At 46.7% G+C, this 23,042-nt stretch carries 18 protein-coding genes; 9 read left to right on the top strand and 9 right to left on the bottom strand.

What is annotated here, in order from left to right:
- Window positions 1-111 precede the first annotated feature (111 nt).
- From EZE20_RS13655 to EZE20_RS13645, 3 genes are all read right to left on the bottom strand, one after another.
- Complete coding sequence (locus tag EZE20_RS13655; RefSeq protein ID WP_132118546.1) at window positions 112-1,293, bottom strand: FG-GAP repeat domain-containing protein; 1,182 nt, start codon at window positions 1,291-1,293, stop codon at window positions 112-114.
- A 139-nt stretch (window positions 1,294-1,432) separates the two neighbouring features.
- Window positions 1,433-2,896 (bottom strand): S41 family peptidase, encoded by a 1,464-nt coding sequence (locus EZE20_RS13650; RefSeq protein ID WP_132118544.1) that lies wholly within the window; start codon window positions 2,894-2,896, stop codon window positions 1,433-1,435.
- Between the two features lie 31 nt (window positions 2,897-2,927).
- On the bottom strand, window positions 2,928-3,383 hold the full coding sequence (locus EZE20_RS13645; RefSeq protein ID WP_228713746.1) for a DoxX family protein: 456 nt from the start codon (window positions 3,381-3,383) through the stop codon (window positions 2,928-2,930).
- A 125-nt stretch (window positions 3,384-3,508) separates the two neighbouring features.
- Between EZE20_RS13645 and EZE20_RS13640 the strand changes: the two genes are divergently transcribed.
- From EZE20_RS13640 to eutC, 4 genes are all read left to right on the top strand, one after another.
- Window positions 3,509-5,776: a TonB-dependent receptor gene (locus EZE20_RS13640; protein ID WP_132118542.1), complete on the top strand. Its 2,268-nt coding sequence runs from the start codon at window positions 3,509-3,511 to the stop codon at window positions 5,774-5,776.
- 135 nt (window positions 5,777-5,911) lie between these two features.
- Complete coding sequence (locus EZE20_RS13635) at window positions 5,912-6,223, top strand: isoamylase early set domain-containing protein (protein WP_132118540.1); 312 nt, start codon at window positions 5,912-5,914, stop codon at window positions 6,221-6,223.
- Between the two features lie 202 nt (window positions 6,224-6,425).
- Entirely contained in the window at window positions 6,426-7,808 is a 1,383-nt protein-coding gene (locus tag EZE20_RS13630) for an ethanolamine ammonia-lyase subunit EutB (RefSeq protein WP_132118538.1), read from the top strand.
- A gap of 27 nt (window positions 7,809-7,835) precedes the next feature.
- Entirely contained in the window at window positions 7,836-8,591 is a 756-nt protein-coding gene (gene eutC, locus EZE20_RS13625) for an ethanolamine ammonia-lyase subunit EutC (RefSeq protein WP_132118536.1), read from the top strand.
- 1 nt (window position 8,592) lies between these two features.
- On the opposite strand, the gene EZE20_RS13620 is transcribed toward eutC, so the two are convergent.
- Both EZE20_RS13620 and EZE20_RS13615 read right to left on the bottom strand, forming a co-directional pair.
- Window positions 8,593-9,216, bottom strand: coding sequence for a DUF4230 domain-containing protein (locus EZE20_RS13620; RefSeq protein WP_132118534.1), 624 nt, complete (start codon window positions 9,214-9,216; stop codon window positions 8,593-8,595).
- An 84-nt stretch (window positions 9,217-9,300) separates the two neighbouring features.
- Window positions 9,301-10,314: a bile acid:sodium symporter family protein gene (locus EZE20_RS13615; protein WP_132118532.1), complete on the bottom strand. Its 1,014-nt coding sequence runs from the start codon at window positions 10,312-10,314 to the stop codon at window positions 9,301-9,303.
- Window positions 10,315-10,535: 221 nt separating this feature from the next.
- On the opposite strand from EZE20_RS13615, the gene ileS reads away from it, so the two are divergent.
- The gene (ileS, locus tag EZE20_RS13610) at window positions 10,536-14,033 is read left to right on the top strand and encodes an isoleucine--tRNA ligase (protein ID WP_132118530.1); all 3,498 of its coding nucleotides are present in this window, start codon (window positions 10,536-10,538) and stop codon (window positions 14,031-14,033) included.
- Window positions 14,034-14,095: 62 nt separating this feature from the next.
- On the opposite strand, the gene EZE20_RS13605 is transcribed toward ileS, so the two are convergent.
- On the bottom strand, window positions 14,096-14,866 hold the full coding sequence (locus tag EZE20_RS13605; protein WP_132118528.1) for a M23 family metallopeptidase: 771 nt from the start codon (window positions 14,864-14,866) through the stop codon (window positions 14,096-14,098).
- 286 nt (window positions 14,867-15,152) lie between these two features.
- On the opposite strand from EZE20_RS13605, the gene EZE20_RS13600 reads away from it, so the two are divergent.
- Complete coding sequence (locus EZE20_RS13600) at window positions 15,153-16,124, top strand: aldo/keto reductase (RefSeq protein ID WP_132118526.1); 972 nt, start codon at window positions 15,153-15,155, stop codon at window positions 16,122-16,124.
- 112 nt (window positions 16,125-16,236) lie between these two features.
- Window positions 16,237-16,656, top strand: coding sequence for a hypothetical protein (locus EZE20_RS13595; RefSeq protein WP_132118524.1), 420 nt, complete (start codon window positions 16,237-16,239; stop codon window positions 16,654-16,656).
- Between the two features lie 235 nt (window positions 16,657-16,891).
- Here EZE20_RS13595 and EZE20_RS13590 read toward each other — a convergent pair whose 3' ends face one another.
- From EZE20_RS13590 to EZE20_RS13580, 3 genes are all read right to left on the bottom strand, one after another.
- Window positions 16,892-17,422 (bottom strand): gluconate 2-dehydrogenase subunit 3 family protein, encoded by a 531-nt coding sequence (locus tag EZE20_RS13590; protein WP_132118522.1) that lies wholly within the window; start codon window positions 17,420-17,422, stop codon window positions 16,892-16,894.
- Window positions 17,423-17,502: 80 nt separating this feature from the next.
- Window positions 17,503-18,240, bottom strand: a complete 738-nt coding sequence (locus EZE20_RS13585) for a LytR/AlgR family response regulator transcription factor (RefSeq protein ID WP_132118520.1) — start codon at window positions 18,238-18,240, stop codon at window positions 17,503-17,505.
- Entirely contained in the window at window positions 18,237-19,280 is a 1,044-nt protein-coding gene (locus EZE20_RS13580; protein ID WP_132118518.1) for a sensor histidine kinase, read from the bottom strand. The genes EZE20_RS13585 and EZE20_RS13580 overlap by 4 nt, the downstream gene beginning before the upstream one ends.
- Before the next feature lie 426 nt (window positions 19,281-19,706).
- On the opposite strand from EZE20_RS13580, the gene EZE20_RS13575 reads away from it, so the two are divergent.
- Entirely contained in the window at window positions 19,707-22,235 is a 2,529-nt protein-coding gene (locus EZE20_RS13575) for a TonB-dependent receptor domain-containing protein (RefSeq protein WP_132118516.1), read from the top strand.
- 106 nt (window positions 22,236-22,341) lie between these two features.
- Window positions 22,342-23,037: an NrtR DNA-binding winged helix domain-containing protein gene (locus tag EZE20_RS13570; protein ID WP_132118514.1), complete on the top strand. Its 696-nt coding sequence runs from the start codon at window positions 22,342-22,344 to the stop codon at window positions 23,035-23,037.
- Window positions 23,038-23,042: the final 5 nt, after the last annotated feature.

Here is a 23,042-nt window from a genome sequence, read left to right as displayed (position 1 = left end):
CCAACGTCAGGTAAAGTAGTCCGAAAAAATTGGATGAAAGGCAAACTCGACAGATACTAAGGAAGTTGCCCGCTGAAAGTCTTAAAAAAATCAGACCATCCGCTCGGCAATTCAGGGGATTCGTTTGTTCCAATAGATCACTACATTTTTTGTCGCTCTTCCTGCTGCTACCAAATCCAGATCGCCGTCGCCATCCAGATCTGCCGCCCGAATATCTTCACAAGCCATGTTTACTTTTTCATCAAGCGCATATTCCTGCCAGGTGCTCCCCGCCGGATCAGAAGCCATATACAAGCGTACACCTACCTGTTCGGCAGGATTTTTTTCGCGCCAGCCCATCACAATCTGATCGCGCCCCAGGCCCAGAAAGTCGCCTGTGACCAGTGCGTGCCCCTGATTGAGGCGGTCCGTTAGCACAGCCCGTGCATCTTTTGTATAAACGACCAGGCTATTGCCATGCATTGGTTCGATGGTTGTGGTAAAAAGCTGACTAGTACCCAGTTTTCCGGTTCTGATTTCGCCAACTCCCTGATTAAGTACCATCCAGTTGCCCGATGCTGCCCAGCCGTCCACGCCTTTCAGAAATACCTGAACGCCTTCTTTTCCGGCTACAGCCATGCCCAAAAACGCCCCTTTCACTTCCATGGGCTCCATGTTGTGGGTCATGTGCATACCCGTGTCGACCAGTTGGTAGGCCCAAAGTCCTTTCGGATTTTGAGGTACATCAAACGCAATCAACTGCACGGCCTTTCCTTCGCCCTTTTCGTTTCCTTCGCCGTGTAGCGGCAGCACCATCAGTTGGAAAGCACCATCAGAATCCTGTACCCAATGCATGCGGTGGATCGTTACTTCATGATGCAACCTGACGGGCTCCCAGCGCGCTGTACGATCAGCGGGGGGAATAAGATAAAACACCGCGCCAGATTCATTGGCATTGCGGGTTTCGCCGGGATTCCACTGCGCTCCAACGGCCACCTCTACTTTTCCATCCCCGTCAATATCCCGGGCCGCAATGCAGACGTTGTCCCGCTCGGTGAGGTTAGCTGCCAGAACATGCCGCACCCATGTACTACCTGCTGAGCCCGGATTTTGATACCATACAATTTCCTTTTGATCGGCCATCAGCACGTCGAGTCGTCCGTCGCCATCTACATCGCCGGTGGCGAGGCCGTAGCCAATGCTGATTTTGGCATCAATCACTTCTGCTTTGAAGGTTGGATTTTGGGCAAAAACAGCTGTAACCTGGCTAAAAAGCAGCAGACTAGCCAAACGTAAAGTCAGGGGAGTGTTCATAAGGGTATAGGTTCTTGTTCGACAGAATGATAGCTCCCGTTTAATGGAGTAGCTGCGCAAAAGTTTAATTGATTTAGTTAGTAAAAAAAGCTTTACTCAACTATTTATCAATCAAAAATTCAAGTAAGTGAAAAGCTACTTAGTTTTCTGCCAATTTTCCCTTTGCCAGAATAAGCTTTTTTACGTATTCAACGCCAAAATCACGTCCGGAAGTTACGAGATCTTCGTACGTTCGGCTGACCGGATAGTGAGGTTCAAGGTCGAATTTTTCAGAAGGCTTTACGTTATGATACAGCGTTTTGAGTGGAATTCTGACTTTGATTCGGGAATTTGGCAACTTCACCACCCGAAACCTCGCCGCAAAGTCGCCCCAATACGCTCCGCCTGGGGTTTCGCCTACCCGCACGCCTACGCCCTGACTTTCGGCATGTGCCAACACCGACACCGTAGCCGAATAAGAAGCTCCATTCACCAGAAAATACAGCTGCTTGCGGTACGCATATTTTCTGGCAGGTTGCGTATATCTTTTCGGTTCGGGAGCACTTTTCCAAAGCCCTGTGGTGCGGTCGCGGTGATGATGAAAGAAAAAATGAATGGGACTAATAGGGTTAATTGGCGAGGTAACGTAAGGAAAAACCGCCTTTGGTTTGAGGCTCGACGAGCGCATAACTGTAAAGGGTTCCGGCAAAATATAGCTCAACAATCGGCTGGAATTGGCCACCGCGCCACCGCCGTTGCTGCGTACGTCAAGCACGAGATGCTCGTATCCTTTTTCTTCGATCGTCTTAAAAGCCCGGCGAAGTTTTTTGTTAAATCGGTTACCCAATAGATTCCCTTTTTTAAAAGAAGAGAAAGTAGTAATATTCAGAATAGCCGCATTTTTTATACTATCAATTTCGGTCAATTGCAGGTTTTGGGTAGAGCGTAAATCCTTGGCGTACTTCTTTTTGAGGCGTGCATTGATCGTATCGAACGTCTCGCAGGCTACATACCGACTAAGCGTATCCTGACTGCCGGGCAAGATAAATTGAACATTCAGCGAATCTTTAACCCCAAACCAATTGGCATAGCTACCCGAAAAATTGACGAGTGTCCGAAAAAACCGCCCCGTCGGAATATCGCCATCTGCACCGGCCCGGTATTTATCCGCCAAAAGAGTATGAATTTCTTTAATGCCTTGATTTTCAATGCATAAAATTTCTGTTCCCTGGCAAATCGTCGTATCAGAAGCAGTTGTAAACGCCGTAAAATATTTTCCGTCTACGTCCCGAATCAGGAATGGAAATACCTTCGTGTGTTTGTCGGTGTACTTTTTCCGGTGAATCAAATTCAGGTGCCCATCTTTCTGAGCGCTGATGAGCGGGTTTATCGCCCGGTAAAAATTCAGGTAAGGTAAAGTTTCCGGTACATTCCTATATATGGAATCATACAGCGCCTGAAAATCTTTCTCCGGCAGGTAATAGCCAATTCCCGGATACCAGTTATCCAGCTTCTTTTTCAGGAATATCAAATCCTTCTGCATTTCCGCGCGTGTCAGTTCCTGCGCAGAGCCGCCAAGTGCCGGGAGAAAAAATAGAATAGCTAACCAGATTCTGAGGTTCATTTTGATAGAAGAGAATGTTTGAAATAATGCTTTAAAACAAACGCTGATCCAGCGAATATCGTCCGGGACCGGTGGCCAAAAGTGTAAGGTAGGTGATAAAAAAAATCAGGGCATGTTCCCGGTCGCCAAAAGGATCGTCGCCATGGACAATAAGAAAAACAACGGCCATTGTGAAGAGCAGCGGAATGAGAGCCAGTCGGGTGCCTAACCCTATAACTAACAATATTGAGCAAAAAAACTCAGAAAAAATCGTCAAATAGAGCGATACTTCTTCTCCCAGACCAATCGGATCAGCAAATCCCAAATCACCACTCAGCGCTCGTTGAAGTTTGGCGTAGCCGTGCAGCAGCATCAAAACTCCTACGCCGACTCTCAGCAGCAGGATTCCGGCAGCGGCAGAGGCTGGCAACGGAATCGGTTTCAAAAACTTTCGTAACATCACTTGTGCGTTTAGTTTCAGTGTAATCTGCCCAAGGCAGGATTTCAAACATACTTATTTTTCTTAGTATTTGTTAAATTTAGATTAATCTAAAAATTATATTTGAGTAATAACGTTTTATTTTTAATTTTGATAAAAAATTATTTGTGATAATTAAAAATAAAATAATAGATATGTCAAATAAAATACTCGTGGCGTGGATGCTGATGCTGTTGGGGAGTATTTCCGTACATGCACAGGCTACGCTGGAAGGCACCGTCCGGGCAAACGGCGAAGGGGTTAGTTTTGCCGCTATTGCCCTAAAAGATAATTCCTTAGGTACCATAGCCGACTCCGTTGGCAGTTTCAAAATGAGCGGCATACCCGTCGGAAAATACACGGTACTTATCTCAGCTGTTGGGTATCGGAGTCATCGGGAAGTTGTGCAGCTGGAAAACGGGAAGACATTTTCGATGAATGTTTCGCTGGAAGAAGAAGCCGGGCAACTTGACGAGGTAGTCGTTACGGGCACAATGAAAGAAGTTTCCAAGCTCGACAGCTCGGTTCCGGTGGATGTAATTACCCAAAAATTTCTTTACAAAAACCCCGTACCCAGCATTTTTGAATCACTTACGTACGTCAACGGCGTGCGTCCACAGCTCAACTGCAACGTATGCAATACGGGCGATATTCACATCAACGGGCTCGAAGGCCCCTACACAATGGTGCTGTTGGACGGCACGCCAATCGTCAGCGGTTTGTCAACGGTGTATGGTTTAGTGGGCATTCCAAATAGCCTCATCGAACGCGTAGAGATCGTGAAAGGCCCGGCATCGACGCTCTACGGTTCCGAAGCGGTAGGCGGTTTGATCAATATTATTACCAAAAGTGTTTCCCGTGCGCCAGCTTTTTCTGCGGATGTTTTTAGCAGCAATTGGCTTGATACTAATATCGATATAGGTGTAAAGCTATCTGCCGGCAACAAAACGTCTTCTCTGTTAGGCATTAACTATTTCAGTTACCAAAATCCAATGGATACCAATCAGGATGGATTTACGGACCTGACGCTGCAACACCGGATTTCGATCTTTAATAAATGGAGCGTACAGCGCCCTCAAAACAAACAGGCAACGCTGGCAGTGAGGTATTTTTATGAAGATCGCTGGGGCGGACAAATGCAGTGGACGCCCGCCAATCGGGGAGGAGATGAGGTGTATGGTGAAAGTATTTATACAAGCAGAGTGGAGGCTTTTGGCCGGTACGACTTGCCGGGAAACGAAAAATTGAGTGTTCAGTACTCCTTCAATTTACACGATCAGGATTCCTTTTATGGCAATGTACCCTATCAGGCGCGTCAGGCAATTGCTTTTGGACAATTGCTATGGGACAAGCAGCTTGGCAAGCATACCTTGCTGGCAGGCGCACCTTTGCGTTTTACCTATTATGATGACAATACGCCGGCTACGGCTACGGAACAGGGTCAAAATAAGCCCGATCGGATTACACTGCCGGGTTTGTTTTTGCAGGATGAAATTACGTTGGGCGCACACACCGTGTTGCTCGGCATGCGCTACGATTACAACTCGCGGCATGGCAGTATCCTAACGCCTCGTGCGGCCTACAAAATAAAATTAAACACGACCGACGCCATTCGTCTCAACATTGGCCGGGGCTACCGGGTTGTGAATTTATTCACCGAAGACCACGCCGCCCTTACCGGTGCGCGACAAGTGGTGGTAAAAGAAGCGCTCAAACCCGAACAAAGCTGGAATGCGAACCTGAATTTTGTCAAAAAAATTGTGGCTGGAAATTCCTTTATAGGCATCGACGCCTCACTTTTTTATACGCGGTTTAGCAACCGAATTTTGCCCGACTATGACACCAATCCCAATCAGATTATTTATGATAATTTGCGAGGCTATGCCGAGAGTAAAGGCCTGAGCCTGAATCTGGATGTGAACCTGTACGCACCCCTGAAACTCGTGGCGGGTGTTACAATTATGGACAATTTTCAGGTAACTGACGGACAACGTGTGCGGCCCGTTCTGACCGAACGATTTATGGGTACCTGGGCAGTGACATACACTTCACAACGGGCAGGCCTGACACTGGATTATACCGGGAATGTATATGGCCCAATGCGGCTGCCAATATTGAGTGAGTTTGATCCCCGAGCTGAATTTTCACCCGTTTGGTCGTTGCAAAACATTCAGCTTACCAAAAATATTGGGGAAAAACTGGAACTGTATGGAGGAATAAAAAACCTTTTGAACTTCCGTCCGCCGTCAAATTCCATCGCCCGGGCGCATGATCCGTTTGACAGGCACGTTATTTTTAATGAAAATGGAGAGGTAATCAGAACGCTTGAAAATCCGAATCAACTGACTTTTGACCCGAGCTATGTGTATGCGCCCAATCAGGGACTTCGCGGGTTTTTGGGGCTGAGATACACCTTGCGTTGAGCGGTAAAGCAACGTAGGAAAAAGTACTTTATAGGACTATTTCAAGTTAAAATATATACATCTTATTGATATTCATGGAATTAAAAAAAATATTATATACCTTTGTAAGGTCAACTTATTAACACCAACAACACTATGGCTTTGACAAAACAATATCTGAAAAGCAAACCTGTTTGCAAAGTAACGTTCTCTGTACCGGCTGAAGCCGCGACCGATTCAAAAGAAGTAGCTCTTGTGGGTGATTTCAACGAATGGAATACGAACGAAGCAACTTACTTAAAGAAGCAAAAAGATGGTTCATACAAGGCAATTCTTGAACTCGAACTCGGTAAGGAGTATCAGTTCCGGTATTTGCTGGATGGACAAAAATGGGAAAATGACTGGGCCGCTGATAAGTATGTATCAGCAGGTGTAGCCTCTGAGGAAAATTCAGTGGTTGTAGTATAACTTTTTCCAGAAAAGCGTTGTGAGCGGCGGGATTTTTCCTGCCGCTTTTTTTGTGCCTGAATGTTTTCAGAAAATGATTGAGTATAGAATTGCCCAAAAATTGGATCAAAATTCCTAGCTTTATACACGAGGCAAGGGGCCTACCGTGACCGCCGTGCAGTACTATATATCGTGATCACTTTCTTTTAACAGCGAATCTGCTATGCCTTTCAGCCACAGTGTTCGAGGAATTTCCTACACATTTGCCGACCTAAAAACCGTACTTGCAAAGGCTTCTCCGCTTCGCTCCGGTGATCAACTTGCCGGTGTGGCTGCCCAAAGTGCCGAAGAACGGGTTGCGGCTCAACTATGTCTGGCAGATTTGCCACTAACCATTTTTCTGCAAGAACCACTCATTCCTTACGAAAAAGACGAAGTTACCCGGCTGATTCTCGATACGCACAAGGCAGAGGCCTTTGCTCCGATTCGGTCCCTGACGGTGGGCGAATTCCGCGATTTCCTGCTCTCAGATCTGACCACAAGCAGTACGCTTACCCAACTGAGCCCCGGCCTGACGCCCGAAATGGTGGCAGCTGTAAGTAAGCTTATGCGTATTCAGGATCTGATTTCGGTCTCTTCCAAATGTCAGGTTACGACCCGATTTAGAAATACAATTGGCCTGCCCGGGCGGCTTTCTACGCGGCTGCAGCCCAATCACCCGTCCGACGACTACCGGGGCATTGCCGCATCGTTGATTGACGGACTATTGTACGGTAGCGGCGATGCCGTTATTGGCATCAATCCCGCCACCGATCATGTGCAAACCGTTGGCAAGCTCCTGGAAATGATTGATACCGTGCGGCAGCGCTTCGAGATTCCAACCCAAAGCTGCGTGCTTAGCCACGTTACCACCACCCTGCGGCTGATCGAACTGGGCGCACCGGTCGACCTTGTTTTTCAATCCATTGGTGGTACCGAAGCGCTCAATTCTTCTTTTGGAATAAATCTTTCCCTTCTTCAAGAGGCAAAAGAAGCAGCACTAAGCCTGAATCGGGGTACCGTTGGCAATCAACTCATGTATTTTGAAACCGGGCAGGGAGCGGCACTGTCGGCCAACGCACATCACGGACTTGACCTGCAAACCTGCGAAGCCCGGGCCTATGCCGTGGCACGGGCGTTTGATCCGTTGCTGGTCAATACCGTTGTTGGATTTATTGGTCCCGAATACCTTTACGATGGCAAACAAATTATCCGAGCGGGTCTTGAAGATATTTGTTGTGGAAAATTGCTGGGTTTGCCGATGGGAATTGACATTTGCTATACCAACCATGCCGAAGCCGATCAGGACGATATGGACAATATGCTGACGCTGATGGGTGTGGCCGGAGCCACGTTTATCATGGGCGTACCGGGCGCTGACGACATCATGCTGCATTACCAAAGTACCTCTTTTCACGATGCGCTGTATCTCCGAAAGGTGTTGGGAATGAGGCCGTCACCGGAGTTTGAAAGCTGGCTTTTGAACATGGGAATTATGGATGAGCAATTCCGCAGCCTGGCGTCCGAGTCAAGACAGCGACTTTTACAGTTGATTCCCAGGTCCTGACTTTTTTAGATACTAAAAATAGAACGTATGACTCAGCTCACGCAACCTGACGATTGGGAATATCTCCGGCAATTTACGCCCGCCCGGCTGGCTTTGGGCCGCAGCGGGCACAGCATTCCTACCCGTCAGCTTCTCGAATTTAATCTTGATCACGCCCGGGCACGCGATGCAGTGTACTCGATATTTGATCAGGAATGGATTAAATATCAAGTAAGTACTTTGGGGCTTTCAGCGCTTTTTCTGCAAAGTCAAGCAAGGGATAGGCGGGAGTTTTTACTTCGTCCCGACTTGGGCCGCCGCCTTAACGAGCCGTCCCGACAACATCTGAAAGAGCAAGTCATGCCACCAAATGAGCTTAGCATTGTGGTGGCCGATGGTCTGTCGGCAAGTGCCGTCAATGCGCATGCCCCGCAAATTATTGGTTTGCTGGTGCCACAAATGAAAGCCCTCGGCTGGCAGATGGCTCCCGTAGGCGTGGTGTCGCAGGCGCGGGTAGCGGTAGCGGATGAAATTGGGTTTTACCAACAATCCGAAATGGTGCTGATACTTATTGGCGAGCGTCCCGGCCTTACATCGCCTGATAGTATGGGTGCTTACCTGACATATCGCCCCAAACCGGGGCTGACCGACGAGAGCCGTAATTGTATTTCCAACATCCGGCCGGATGGCCTTTCGTACGAACGGGCAACGGAGAAAATTGTCTATTTATTAACCGAAATGAAGAAAAATCAACTGAGTGGCGTGGGATTAAAAGACGATTTCAACAGTCAGTTGAATGCCTGAATCAGCGTAGTTTTTCAAGTCGTGCCTGCATCGAAAAGCGGATGACAACCTTCCGACCTGAGGCTCGTTCGAGCATTGGGGTAAGGAGTTTGACAGCATTTTCTTTGGTCTGATCCAATATTCCCATATCCAGCGCCGATTGTTTGATTTGCTGCTCAGCTTTTTGGTAGCCTTCCTGTACCAGCTGCGCTTCTTCCATAAAAGCATATTCTGTGTTATAAACTTTGGAACGCTGATGGTCAATTTTGAATACACATAGCTCAGGCTCAGGCAAATGTACCACAAGTGTATCCTTCCCGGCTTCTATATCGGCAATGTCCATTTTGGTAAGATCCACGCAACCAACAGCTTCTCCCTGTACAATCAAGACGGCCTTTGCATTGGGCAGCCAATCTTTCACAATTTGCTGCTCCACTACATCCTTGAAATTGTACCGTACCAGTTCGAGCTTGCCCAGCGAAGTAATTTCCTGCAAAACCACAGTTTGGGTAGTTTCCGTTTTATTTTCCCTTGAAAACCAATCCGGTAGCCAACTTCCGGCCCGGTAATTTTCCCATAAAGAAATAATACCGACAATGAGAATAAAGAAGAGAGCTAACCTGAAAATGGTTTGTATGAAGCGCATAGGCTGGAAAATATTTTTATAGATATTGAGGACTAGGTAGTTCACCTTCACTTCATTAAACAAAGAATACTCCTGCTTACGTTCCTAAGGAGAATTACGGCTATATCGCTGAGCCAACGAGCTCACAATCAGTAGCTGAAAGGCATGATAAATCATGATGGGCAACAGGATCAGCCCGCTGCTGGCAAGTCCGGCAAACAAAATTTTGGACATAACCGCTCCCTGCACCAGCGATTTTTTTGACCCGCAAAACAACGCAGTGATGGTGTCTTCCCGTGAAAAAGATAGCGCACGACAGATAAAGAGAATGAGGCCATAAACCAAAAAGAACAGGGCGACGGTGCCGATACTAAGTAAAAAAAGGTCTTTCCATTCAATAGCGTCAAACATATTGGCTGCAAAAGATTCGCAAAAGGCCGTGTAGACAATCAGGATGATGATGCTTTGATCAAAATAGCGTAACTGAGTGCGGTATTTTTCAGCCCACGCACCCAACTTGCGGTGTAATAGCAAACCCAGAACCACAGGTAAAACCACCTGAATGATAAGCTTTATAATGACACCGGAAAGTTCAAAGTCAATGGCGGTTGTATCCATAACCAACCCAAACCAAAGGGGCGTGATGAAAACGCCGATGAGACTGGAAATACTGGCGTTGAAGATGGCCGCGGGCAAATTTCCTTTGGCCAGAGAAACCATCACCACCGACGAAGAAACGGTGGAAGGCAAGGCGGCCAGAAAGAAAAGTCCAAGCCAGAGCGTTTGATTGTCAGGACTTTGAAAAAAAGGTTTAATTCCCAAAATGAGAATTGGGAATAGAATAAATGTAGAAACGTGAATCAGCAGATGGAGACGAATGTTGCTCAGGCCGGTTCGGAGCTGTGCCGGATTTAATTTTAACCCATAGAAAAAAAAGATAATGGAGACGCCGTAATTCGCTAGTTTAGCCAACTGAAAAGGAGCCTCTGAGGAGCCGGGATAAGGCCATAAATACGCCAGAAACAAGGCACCGAACAAAGCCAAAAGAAAGCCATCAAGCCCGGCCCGACGAGCCCGGGCCCCGAACGAACCGAAAGAAAAATTGGATAAGGGTGTCACGTAAATGAAAATAATTTTAACAAAAAAAAGGAATTCAGCTCGTAAATGAAACCATGAAACTGCTAGTTTATTAAATCATTTAGATTAAAGCATTGAGAAAAATAGTGTGTTGTAATAGAAATCTGCTTAATTACCTGGGATGAAAGCCCATCATTCCTTCAAAACCACCTTCCGGAAAGTCAGAAAGTGAAAGAGCAGCGAATTTCCTCGCGGGACAAAAAATGCCTAAATTTGCATTTCAAAAATTTGCCAATATTTCCGTGAAATACAAAGAGTATAAAAATCTAAGCTATCCGAAGCTTGCCGATGAGGTGCTGGACTTCTGGAAAGAAAATACCATTTTTGAACAATCGGTACATGTTCGGGAAGGAAATCCTTCCTTTACTTTTTTTGAGGGGCCGCCTTCGGCCAATGGCGCGCCGGGGATTCACCACGTGATGGCCCGGACGATTAAAGATATTTTTTGCCGTTACAAAACGCTCCGCGGCTTTCAGGTGAAGCGCAAAGGCGGCTGGGATACCCACGGGCTGCCCATCGAATTACAGGTAGAAAAAGAGCTGGGAATTACAAAAGAAGATATTGGTACAAAAATCAGTATCGAAGAATACAACGCCAAATGCCGCCAAACGGTCATGAAATTTACGGATCAGTGGAATGATCTGACCGAAAAGATGGGCTATTGGGTAGACCTGGAAGATCCTTACATTACCTACGAAAACAACTACATCGAAAGTCTGTGGAGCTTACTCAAAAAGCTTTACGATAAAAATCTGCTTTACAAAGGATATACAATTCAGCCGTATTCCCCTGCCGCTGGTACCGGCCTTTCGTCGCACGAGCTCAACATGCCCGGCACCTATAAAGAGGTGAAGGACACGACGATTGTGGCGATGTTTAAGGTGAAAACGCCGGAAAATTATACGGTTTTTAAAGCTCTCGCTCAGGAAGATATTCGGATTCTGGCCTGGACCACCACGCCCTGGACCCTTCCGGCCAACTCTGCTTTGACCGTTGGCGCATCGATTGATTATGTAGTTGTCAAAACCTTCAATCCGTATACCTATGCACCCGTTCATGTGGTTTTGGCAAAGGTGCTTCTGGGTAAATATTTTTCTGAGAAAGGAAAAGACGGAGATTTTGAAGGATTTGCTGATAGTGATAAGAAAGTATTGCCGTGGCAAGTTGTAGCCGAGTGCAAAGGCCGTGACCTGGAAGGTGTTGAATATGAACAACTCATGCCTTACGTTCAGCCCAAAACTCCCGCTTTTCGGGTTATTCTGGGCGACTTTGTTACGACCGAAGACGGCACCGGCGTGGTGCATACATCGCCGACCTTTGGCGCGGACGACTTCCGGGTGGCGCAGGCCAACGGCATTCCGCCCATTATGGTGCAGGATGAAAACGGAAAAGATGTGCCAATTGTGGATCGTCAGGGTAGGTTTGTTGCCGAAATCGGTGAGTTTGGTGGACGGTACGTAAAACCGGAATACTACTCCGTCGAAGAACAGGCCGATCCGGCATTCAGGCCGACGGACGTGCTGATCGCCATTAAGCTCAAAGAAGAAGGGAAGGCGTTTAAAGTTGAAAAATACGAACACCCGTACCCGCATTGCTGGCGTACCGACAAACCCGTGCTGTACTATCCGCTCGACAGCTGGTTTATCCGGACCACTGCGATGAAGGAACGGCTCGTGGCGCTTAACAAAACCATTAACTGGCAACCCGAAAGTACCGGAACCGGACGTTTTGGAAACTGGCTCGAAAATCTGGTGGACTGGAACCTCAGCCGAAGCCGCTATTGGGGCACTCCGCTGCCGATTTGGCGCAGCGAATCGGGCGAGGAAGTTTGCATTGGCTCGGTCGCAGAATTGCAGGAAGCGTGCCGGACGGCAAATGAACAGTTTCAGGCAAAGATAGAAGCCGGAGAAATCGAGTGGCAGGAATATCTGTCCAAAAATGAGGTATTTCTACAAGCCTCGCAATCCGAAAAAATGGATTTGCACCGACCATTTGTGGATGAGATTTTCCTCATGTCGGCCAACGGAAATTTGCTGAAACGTGAAACCGACCTGATTGACGTGTGGTTTGACTCGGGCGCAATGCCCTACGCCCAATGGCACTATCCGTTTGAAAATCACGATATATTTAATCATAGCTACCCCGCCGATTTTATCAGCGAAGGCGTAGACCAAACCCGAGGATGGTTCTTTACGCTGCACGCCATTGCCGGTATGCTGTTTGACTCCGTGGCTTTCAAAAATGTAGTTTCTACCGGCCTGGTGCTGGACAAAAACGGCAACAAAATGTCCAAACGCCTGGGCAATGCCGTTGATCCTTTTCAAACCCTCGGTACTTACGGCCCCGATGCGACTCGCTGGTACATGATTACGAATGCCGAGCCCTGGGACAACCTTAAATTTAATCTCGAAGGAATTGGCGAAGTGCAGCGCAAATTTTTCGGAACGCTGTTTAATACCTACAATTTTTATGCCCTGTACGCCAACCTCGACGGGTTTACGCCCGACGCTACGGCCCGCATTCCGCACGACCAATTGTCGGAACTGGATCGGTGGATTTTGTCCAAGCTGAATACGTTGATTAAAGAAACGGGCGAACAGTACGAAAACTATAATCCCACAAAAGCCGGACGATTGATTCAGGATTTTGTGTGCGATCAGCTTTCCAACTGGCACGTGCGTTTGTCGCGTCGGCGCTTTTGGACAGGTAGTTCGGGAAGCGGCACATTGACTCCCGACAAGCAGGCTGCTTACGAAACGCTGCAACAGTGCTTGCTGGTAGTGAGTCAGTTAATGTCGCCAATTGCACCGTTCTTTGGCGAATGGCTCTATAAAAATCTGACCGATCATTCGCGTCAAATCCCGGTAGACGGAAGCCAGGCATACCCGCACGTGTCGGTGCATTTGACAGACTGGCATCAGGTAGAATACGAGCAGATTGATACTGACCTGGAAGAGTCCATGCAACTGGCGCAGGACATCAGTTCGTTGGTTCATTCGCTCCGCAAGGGCCACAAAATCAAGGTTCGGCAACCGTTATCCAAGATTTTGATTCCGGTTTTGAATCCAAAAACCCGCCGGCAGATTGAGCGCGTAGTTCCTATTGTTTTGTCCGAAGTCAATATTAAAACTGTTGAGTTTGTGCAGGATGACAGCGGAATTTTGAAAAAGAAAATTAAACCAAACTTCAAAGCGCTGGGGCCTAAGTTTGGCTCAAAAATGAAGCAGGTTGCGGCCGCTATTTCGGCTATGAATGAAGCCGATATTCAGGTACTGGAAACGACCAATGAGTTTGCTTTATCGCTGGCAGATTCTGAAAATCCGGCCTACATCACGCTGCACGAGGTAGAAATTCTGGCGGAGGATGTGCCCGGATGGCTCGTGGCAAGCGAAGGTGGTCTGACCGTTGCGCTCGACATGACTATTACGGACGAGTTGCGTCAGGAAGGTATTGCGCGGGATTTTGTTAACCGGATTCAAAATCTGCGAAAAGAAAGCGGATTTGACGTGACGGATAAAATTCAGATAAGTTTACAGGACGACGACGCCACGCTAACCGACGCAATCAACAGTCAGCTTGCCTATATTTGTCAGGAAGTGCAGGCCGTAGGTTTGGACCTTGTACCCGACATGAATGGCACCGCGGTGCAGATAGAAATGGATGAATTTTTACTTAAAGTGAAGGTAGAAGTAGTTGCCTGAATTTTTTGAAAAATACCCAAAAAAGCCACGGAAAGAACATCAAAACGTTCTATTTGTGGCTTTTACCATTCTCTGGTTTCAGCATTTCGGAGCCAGTCAATTGTATTTTCGGGTTCGGGTAAAAAATCAGCATCAAGGCGTAAAAACATCAGATGCAGGTGCGTAGGCGAACGCTCTTTGTAGGCATTGAAACCTGTGCGACCCACTTCGCCGATTTTCTCACCGGCTTTCACCCATTGTCCAGGCTCAACCACCACACGGCTGTTGTGGGCATAGTAAAACAGTCCGTTCAGACAAGGGTCATACACCCAAATAAAATTACCACCCCGCAGTTCGCTTTCGGGTTGCCAGTTGGTTTCGGTAGCAAGTACAATTCCGGAACTGATAGCAAGCAGGTCAACGGGCAGGCACATGCGGTCGTCGAGATTATCCTGATTGCCATCACGTATAAACAAATCATGGGCAGGGTGACCGCTCTTGACTTCCATATCGAAAAGGTTGAAGCCCTTGTTGTAGTAGCCGCGGCCTCCGCCACCAATAGAATATTTGGGTTGATAGCCGCGTAGCGGATACACAAATGCAGTCGATTGTTGTTCACTGCGGCACGAGTCCGGGTGAGTAAGTTGCTGCTGAATTTTCCGCATCACTTCCTGAAAAGCCCGTGCGGCCGAATCTGGCGAAACAGTTTGTTCGCGAACATCTACCTGAATTTTTTGGAACAACTGGCAGTAATTCAGCATTTGCTCCGAAGGCGTCTCCACTTTTTTCCAGCCCATCAGGGACATGATCAAAAAGAGGGAAGTCAAACGATAAAGCAAGCTTTTTACATCCATAAATTAAGGCAACTAAACAGGCCACAGCCTACGATTCAAAACGAATATACAAAATTTTTCTTACCACGTTAAGACCAATTCTGATACGGTAGTAACGATTTTTTGAGATTTTTGGGTATAGATTTTAAGCAATTGTACGTATCCACATGACTTTCAGTAATACTAGATAGTGCAGCACAAAGGGTAATCACGGAATGATTTTTGTTTCCTTGATTTTTTCGACAACTTGCCTTTCTTCAAATAGATCCTATTTTCAATTAACCTTTTACTTAATTTAAAAACTACGATGCAATACCGAAAATTTGGCCGTACGGGCTGGCAAGTTAGTGAAATTGGCTACGGCATGTGGGGCCTTGCCGGGTGGACGGGCTCTGATATTAAGGAAGTAGAGGCCTCTTTGGATTTGGCCGTTGAGCTGGGGTGTAATTTTTTTGATACGGCCTGGGGCTATGCAGAAGGCAAAAGCGAGCAGATTTTGGGTGAACTGATTCGCCGGAATCCTGATAAGAAACTCTATGCTGCTACCAAAATTCCTCCAAAAAACCGTACATGGCCCTCGCGCCCTGAATTCACTATCGACGAAGTTTTTCCGGCGGATTATATTGTAGAATACACAGAAAAAAGCCTTGCCAATCTGGGCATTGACTGTATTGATCTCATGCAGTTTCATGTGTGGGAAGATCAGTGGGCGGCGCGGGATGAATGGAAAGAAGCGATTCAAAAACTCACCGCTGCCGGGAAAGTGCAGGCCTGGGGAATTAGTGTCAATCGCTGGGAACCAGATAATTCTCTGGAAACCATAAAGACGGGCCTCGTGGATGCCGTGCAGGTAATCTACAATATTTTTGATCAAGCGCCGATTGATAATCTGTTTCCGCTCTGTCGTGAAAAAGACGTGGCCGTAATTGCCCGTGTGCCGTTTGATGAAGGTACGCTGACAGGTACTTTTACCAAAGAAACGGCCTTTCCGGCTGACGACTGGCGCTCAACCTACTTCGTTCCTCAAAACCTGAACAGCAGCGTGGAACATGCCGATGCGCTGAAACCGCTGATTCCTGAAGGGATGACGATGGCCGAAATGGCGCTGCGGTTCATTTTGGCCAATGACGACGTAGCCACTACGATTCCCGGCATGCGCAAGCTGCCACACGTGCGCACCAATGTCGCCACAAGTGACGGTGCGTTATTGCCAAAGGCTTTACTTGAAGAATTGAAAAAACACCGCTGGGATCGTACGCCCACAGAGTGGTCGCAGTAGGTAACGCCGTTCATCCTTTTTTTTGGCCGTTTAGGCACAGGCTCGTAACGCATGGGTTGGGACGGGTGTCTTTGGAGTGAAAGTTTACCTTAAACTCAAAACTTCAAAAGCCATGAAAAACCTAAAAAAAATGTGGGCTGTTGCCCTGTGCGGCGTGTTGATGAATGGAAGCGTGTGGGCCGAAACAACCCTAAAGCCGACCGTTCAGGAATGCAAAAATAATTCTTGTGAGTCATTTCAGGTCGGTATGTATCGCGTGAAGGATAGCCTGAGCATGAAGTTACTCCTCGAAAAACAGGCGGGTGAAAGGGTAGTAGTGCGCCTTCTGAATCAGAGTGGAGAGACGCTGCACGAAGAGTTTTTAGGTAAAAAAATGAAAAAGTACGCGCGCAGTTTTGACTTTTCGCAAATTAAGGATGGACGCTATACGCTCGAAATCAGTAATGGTGATGAGCGCATTCTGAAAGAAATTCGGTTATCCACGACCGATCTGATCGAAACCCCGGCCCGGACGCTCGTGGCGGTAAATTAACTGGACAAATTGAATGCAAAAAACCTCCCGCTACCGTTTGGTGGTGGGAGGTTTTTTTGTTTTGGAAAGTGAATTATTTTAAATCTAAAATACTCATCAAAATTAATTTGCCTGGATTTTATGAAGTATTTCGGTGATTTCTATTTCTAATGCTGGAAGATTATGCCCCAAACACCTCCCAAATCAGACAGCCTGATGGAAAGTGCTTTTTGTAGGTGTGCGTGTTCAGAATCTTTTACAACGCCCAGGCTTTTTGACCGGCTTTGTACGGAATACAGGCCTCAAACTTTCCGGGAACTTCTACGTATTCCAGTGCCTGCGTAGCGCCGATTTCAGAGGTGAAGTAACCAATTGTGGTTAGCTCTTTCATTCGTCTGAAAAATGGTTGATCCGAAACGGTTAGTTTCTTTACCAGTTCTTTTTTTTGCCCGTTTTCCAGGCTGCCAAAGCTTTTGCCATGTGCTGATCGGCTGTCTTTTTCAAGGTTGGCCAGTGATGCATAAAATTTTTCCTGATCGGCTATTGGGTAGCAGTCGCGCATCACCCGAACGATAAATTTCTCGGCACCGGCGGCCTTGGCTCCGGGCGTCGAGGTCGCGGGTATAATGACATCGGCAACTTCCGCCAATAAGGCTTCCTGTTCTGCCGATACTGCAAGGCTGTGCCCCATATTCGTTTTTTGCCCCAGAATTCCGGCCATTGCGGGCGCCGAAAGCGCTCCTCCCATGAGCAAACTGATTCTTTGAACGGCTTCTCTGCGATTCATTGGATGGTAATTTTGTGAACGTATGAAATGGATCTCCTGACTGTTTCTTTATTGAGTGGTAAGCCTTTTTTAGTAAAAATTTACCCGCCAACCTGATGTTTTTCGATAAACTCCCGAAACGACTTTCGGTAGGTATCGCTCACCGGCAAAAACGCTTTCCCGATTTGTACTTTTTCACGATCAATGGCGTCAATTGCCGCGAATGCTACTATAAATGAATTGTGGATGCGAATAAACTGACTTTCGGGAAGCTGCGTTTCCAGCGCCTTCATGGTTTGCAAAGTAACTATTTTTTTGTCGCGCGTGTAAATTCCTACATAATCTTTGAGGCCTTCAATGTACAGAATTTCACTGAGCAGAATTTTAACCAATCGGGTACCATCTTTTACAAAAATGTAGGGACCAGGCGGTTCCGTACGGGCGATGCTATCGGCCACAGGAACTTCTGCCGGAGCAGACTTACGCAGGCGATTCAAAACTTTTTCTACGGATTTAAGAAAGCGTTCCAGCGTGATGGGTTTCAGCAGATAATCGGCCACGTCCAGTTCGTAGCCTTCCAGGGCGTACTCCGAGTAAGCGGTTGTCAGGACCACAAGCGGTTTTTTTTGCAGGATTTTCAGTAAGCCAATTCCGGTAATATCAGGCATATTTATATCCAGAAAAAGAATGTCAACGACCTGCTCGCGGAGAACTTCAATGGCCGTCAATGGGCTTGAACACGTCTGTACAAGCCGTAATTCGGGAACCTTGGCCACATACTCTTCCATGAGTTTGCGGGCAAATGGCTCATCGTCGACAATGAGGCAGGTGTAGCTCATAGTAAATTCAGGATCAGTTGAATAGAATGTTTTTCCGGCTGCGAATCTACGTGTAGCGTATAGTGCCCGGGATAACTTAGTTCCAATCGGCGCTGTAAATTCTGCAACCCGATTCCGGATTTATTTTCAACGGGTGGTTTGGCAGGCAGGGCACTGTTTTGGACCGTATACACACAGCGGTTATTGCTCAGTTCGATTGTTATTTTTACCCACGACTCGGCAAAATTATTACTCACCCCGTGCTTGAAAGCATTTTCAAGAAACGTAATGAACAGGAACGGCTCAATCATAACCCGCTCGGGATTTCCTGTTACCGTAAACTCAATCGGAACCTGATTGTCGAGCCGCAGTTTTTCCAGGCTGATGTAATTTTCCATGTACTCGATTTCCTTACTAAGGGTCACTTTCGGATGGTTGGATTCATAAATCATGTACCGCATCATTTGCGACAAGTTATCAATCACAACTGTCGTATTGGGCGATTGCGTAAAAGCAAGGTAGTACAGATTATTGAGCGTGTTGAACAAAAAATGTGGATTAATCTGTGCTTTCAAAAACCGTAATTCAGCCGTAAGTTTCTCATTTTCAATTTCTTTTTTTCTGGCTTCCAGCAAAAACCACTCTTCTGCAAACCGTAGCATGGCAATAAAAATGACGATAAAAAACGTACTGAGCGTGTGCTGAATCAGGAACTTTTCGGAGTTCAGAAAGCCGGATTGATGATTCCCGATGTTTTCGTAAATCGCTCTTTTCAGAAAAATATGGAAGGTCACCGTGCAGATAAATGGCAAGGCGAGTTCGAGTACATAGCGACCGAAATTTTTGTGTTTGAGAAAGCGGGGTAAAAAGTAAAAATAGTTGAGGTACGAAATCCCGGCCATAATGAGCATGTGCGTAGACGCATCGAGCAAAGCGCGCGGTACGTTAACTTCCTCGCCACGGCGGGCATACGAAATCTGGTAAAAAAAGAACGAAAAATAGACGGTCCAAAACGATAGATGGAGTAGGAGTAGGCGAGTACGCGGGGCACGATATTCCATACGGAATGTGATTTTTTTAAACTCTATGATGAATAACTCGATTTTAGGACGATGGTGAGCATATGCGGATTTCCTCCTGCAAGCAATAATTCTAAGGTAGACTTCCTGGCAAATGCCCGGGCCCGCTGATGGCGGATCAAATGTTCAAAAGGTTTTTGAGACATAACAAGCATTTCCCCCATTACCTGCACCAAAACAACCCTCTTTTCGACGCTTCCCCCACATTTTACCGATCAACTAGCGGTCCGGCTCTATAAGTCAGGTTTTGGGACAAAAGAGCCCAAAAGACGAGGTTGGTCGAGTTTTCCTGTCAGCCAGTCTATTCCTGAAAATAAAATGAAATAGAACCGCTTGCTTTGTTCAGGAAATCAAAAACCTCACAACCTGTACCAAATCTATACATCAATACTACACAAGAAAAGGACCATGAAAAAGAACCTACTCGTACTCTTTACCCTGGCAATGATCAGCTTGACTGCTCAGGCTCAGTTTCCGGGCGGTAATCGCCCGAGTGGCGATGGCAACGGCCGTCCCCGCACCGACGCCCCGGCGCAGCCTTTGTTTGAAATGAACACTGCGAAAGGCAACTCCAAAATCAGTGGATTTGTCGTAGATTCCACGCTCACCAAAGCCGTTGAATATGCCACGGTTGCGCTGTTGGACAAAACCACCAAAAAGCCCGTAGACGGCACGGTGGCAGATGATAAAGGTAAATTTTCTCTTACCAAAATTGCCGAAGGAGAGTATTCGCTGCTGATTACATTCATTGGCTATACCAACAAAACCATTGACGGGATTGTCGTTGAAAAAGGGAAAGATCTTGATTTGGGGGTGATCAAACTCTCAGTAAATACCATCATGCTCGACGCCGTGAATATTACGGGCGAGAAGTCGCTGATTGAAGAAAAAGTGGATCGCCTGGTGTACAATGCTGAGAAAGACCTGACGTCCAAAGGCGGCGATGCCGCCGATATTTTACGGAAAGTACCAATGCTTTCGGTTGATTTTGACGGGAATGTAACGCTGCGAGGAACATCTAATCTTCGGGTTTTGATCAACAATAAACCTTCTACAATTATTGCCAGCAATATTGCGGATGCTCTCAAAATGATTCCGGCTGATTTGATTAAGTCTGTGGAAGTAATCACTTCGCCATCAGCAAAATATGATGCAGAAGGTTCGGGTGGAATTATCAATATTATCACCAAGAAATCTACGCTTGAAGGATTAACTCTCACCCTCGACACCGGCGCGGGCCTGCGCGGCTCCAACCTGGGGCTGAATGGCAGCTTGCGTACCGGAAAGCTCGGCGTAACATTGGGTGGCTTTGGTCGGGCCTTTTACAACAAAGCACTCGTAACGCTGGATCAAAGTACGATTCAGAACGGTGCGAGTGTGTTAACTCAGCAAAGTGCGGATGCACATGATTTTGGAATGTTTGGACGCTATAATCTTGGGTTTGATTATGACCTTGCCAAAAACCAGTCCATTACGGCGGGAGTGAATTTCGGAACTCGGAATTTTCTGCGGGATCAGGATTTTACCACTAAATTATTTACGGATAATATTCTTAATTCAACAAATTATCGCAACGTAGACGTTCGGGATTTGTCTAACTCGGTAGACATCAACGTAGACTATCTGCGGACGTTCAAACCCGGTCAGGAATGGTCAGTTTCTACGTTGTATAGTGTGAGCAATTTGACCAATAACTTTGACGCTGATTTGCTGAATGGCTCTCAGGAACTGACCGGACGCCAAAAAAACCTGAACAGCAATGTAAATAAAGAAATCACGCTGCAAACGGATTACGTAAATCCGATTGGTAAGAATCAGCAAATTGAAGTTGGAGTAAAAGGAATTTTCCGGGAAGTAAACAGCGATTTTCAATACCAAATTGCCGGAGCTTCCGGACTATTTGCAACCGATGTGCGCAACCCGGCCGGGATGCTCAACTACAACCAGAATATTGCCGCCGGGTATTTGTCGTATACCTTTGCCACGGCCAACAAATATACCTTCAAAATCGGCTCTCGTTTTGAACATACGATGATTGATGCGAAGGACCAAATCAGCGAAATCGATATTCCGTCGTATTCCAATCTAGTGCCGAGTATCAATATTTCAAAGGCGATTGGCAAAGCTTCTACGCTGAAACTGGCCTACAACAAAAGGATTCAACGGCCCGGCCTGCAACAGCTGAACCCGAACTTTAACCTGGCCAATACGCAAAATATCAGCATCGGAAATCCTTCGTTGAAGCCGGAACTGACCGATAACGTAGAGCTAAGCCTGAGTACATCTTTCAAGAAAACATACCTCAATCTCTCGCTTTTTGGCCGGACTACAAGCAACGGAATTACCCGAATCAGCACACCTTCGGATACATTGTTAGGCGCAGTTGTAACGACTTTTGAAAACATCGGCCACGAGCAAACCTTTGGTGCCAATGTATTTGGTAATGTGTATCTTACCCCAAAATGGACCCTGAACGGTGGCGTGGATCTGTACTATAACTACCTGGAAGGACAGCAAAATGGTTTGGACGGAACCTCGCAGTTGGTAAGTAATTCTGGCTTTGTGATTGGCGGTCGGGTCCAATCGCAGGTACAGCTGCCCAAAGGCTGGGGTATTCAGGCCTTCGGTGGTTTTCGGGGAAACAGAATTCAATTGCAAGGCGTACAAGGTGGCATGGGCATGTACTCGCTAGGATTGCGCAAAGAATTTGCTAACAAGAAAGGTAGCCTTGGACTGGCCGCAGACAATTTTTTTGGAGGCATGAAAATCAAGAGCACGCTTAACTCTCCACTGTTTAATCAGGTCAGTGTAAACAATATATACAACCAGAATATAAAGATTACATTCAGCTATAAAATTGGTAAAATGACGCTCGTGGAGAAGAAAAAAACCAAGTCGGTTCGGAATGATGACGTCATCGGAGGGGAGTCAAACTAGTTTTTATCGTCCTTACTATTACTGAGAGCTACTTTTCAGCAAATTTTCTGACTAGTAGCTCTCTGTTTTTTTCGCTTTTTAACTAATTACCTACTCCTAAATAGTTATGAACAGCCATTTTCTACCCGGCATTTCGATTGATTGTGTCGTCTTTGGATTTCATGGCAATCAGTTAAAATTCCTTGTCACCCGAATCATCAACTCGGATTTGTATGCCTTGCCGGGAGGTTTTTTGCATGAAGATGAAAACCTGTCGGATGCGGCTCAGCGGATACTTTTTGAGCGGACGAATTTGTCAAATATTTACCTTGAACAGTTTCATGTCTATGGCGATAAAAACCGTCGGTCGGAAGAAACTCAACGTCAAATTCTGGAAGGAATTCGCGCGAGTCCCGAGGCAGTAGCTTTTCTGTCGCAGCGGTTTATTTCTATTGGTTACTACGCTCTCATCGACTTCACCAAGGCCGAGCCCATTGCTGATTACTTATCGGCGAGCTCCGAATGGAGGGACCTCAGTGACATTCCGCCCCTGATTTTTGATCATAATCAAATGGTTCAAAAAGCCCTTGAAACCCTGCGAATTACGCTCGATCATCGCGATGTGGGCTACAATCTTTTGCCTCCTACGTTTACCATGAGTGAGCTACAGGCCTTACACGAAACCATTTTGGGCGAAAAGCTCGTCCGCTCAAACTTTCAGCGTAAAATGCTGAGTGGAGGCCTGTTGGAGCGCATCGAAAAAAAGATGACCGGTGCCGCTCACAAAGCTCCCTTTCTGTATCGGTTCCGGCATGATGAGTAAAAAGT

This window comes from Arundinibacter roseus, assembly GCF_004348825.1.
Taxonomy (GTDB): Bacteria; Bacteroidota; Bacteroidia; order Cytophagales; family Spirosomataceae; genus Arundinibacter; species Arundinibacter roseus.
This window is presented reverse-complemented; position numbering and strand designations above follow the sequence as displayed.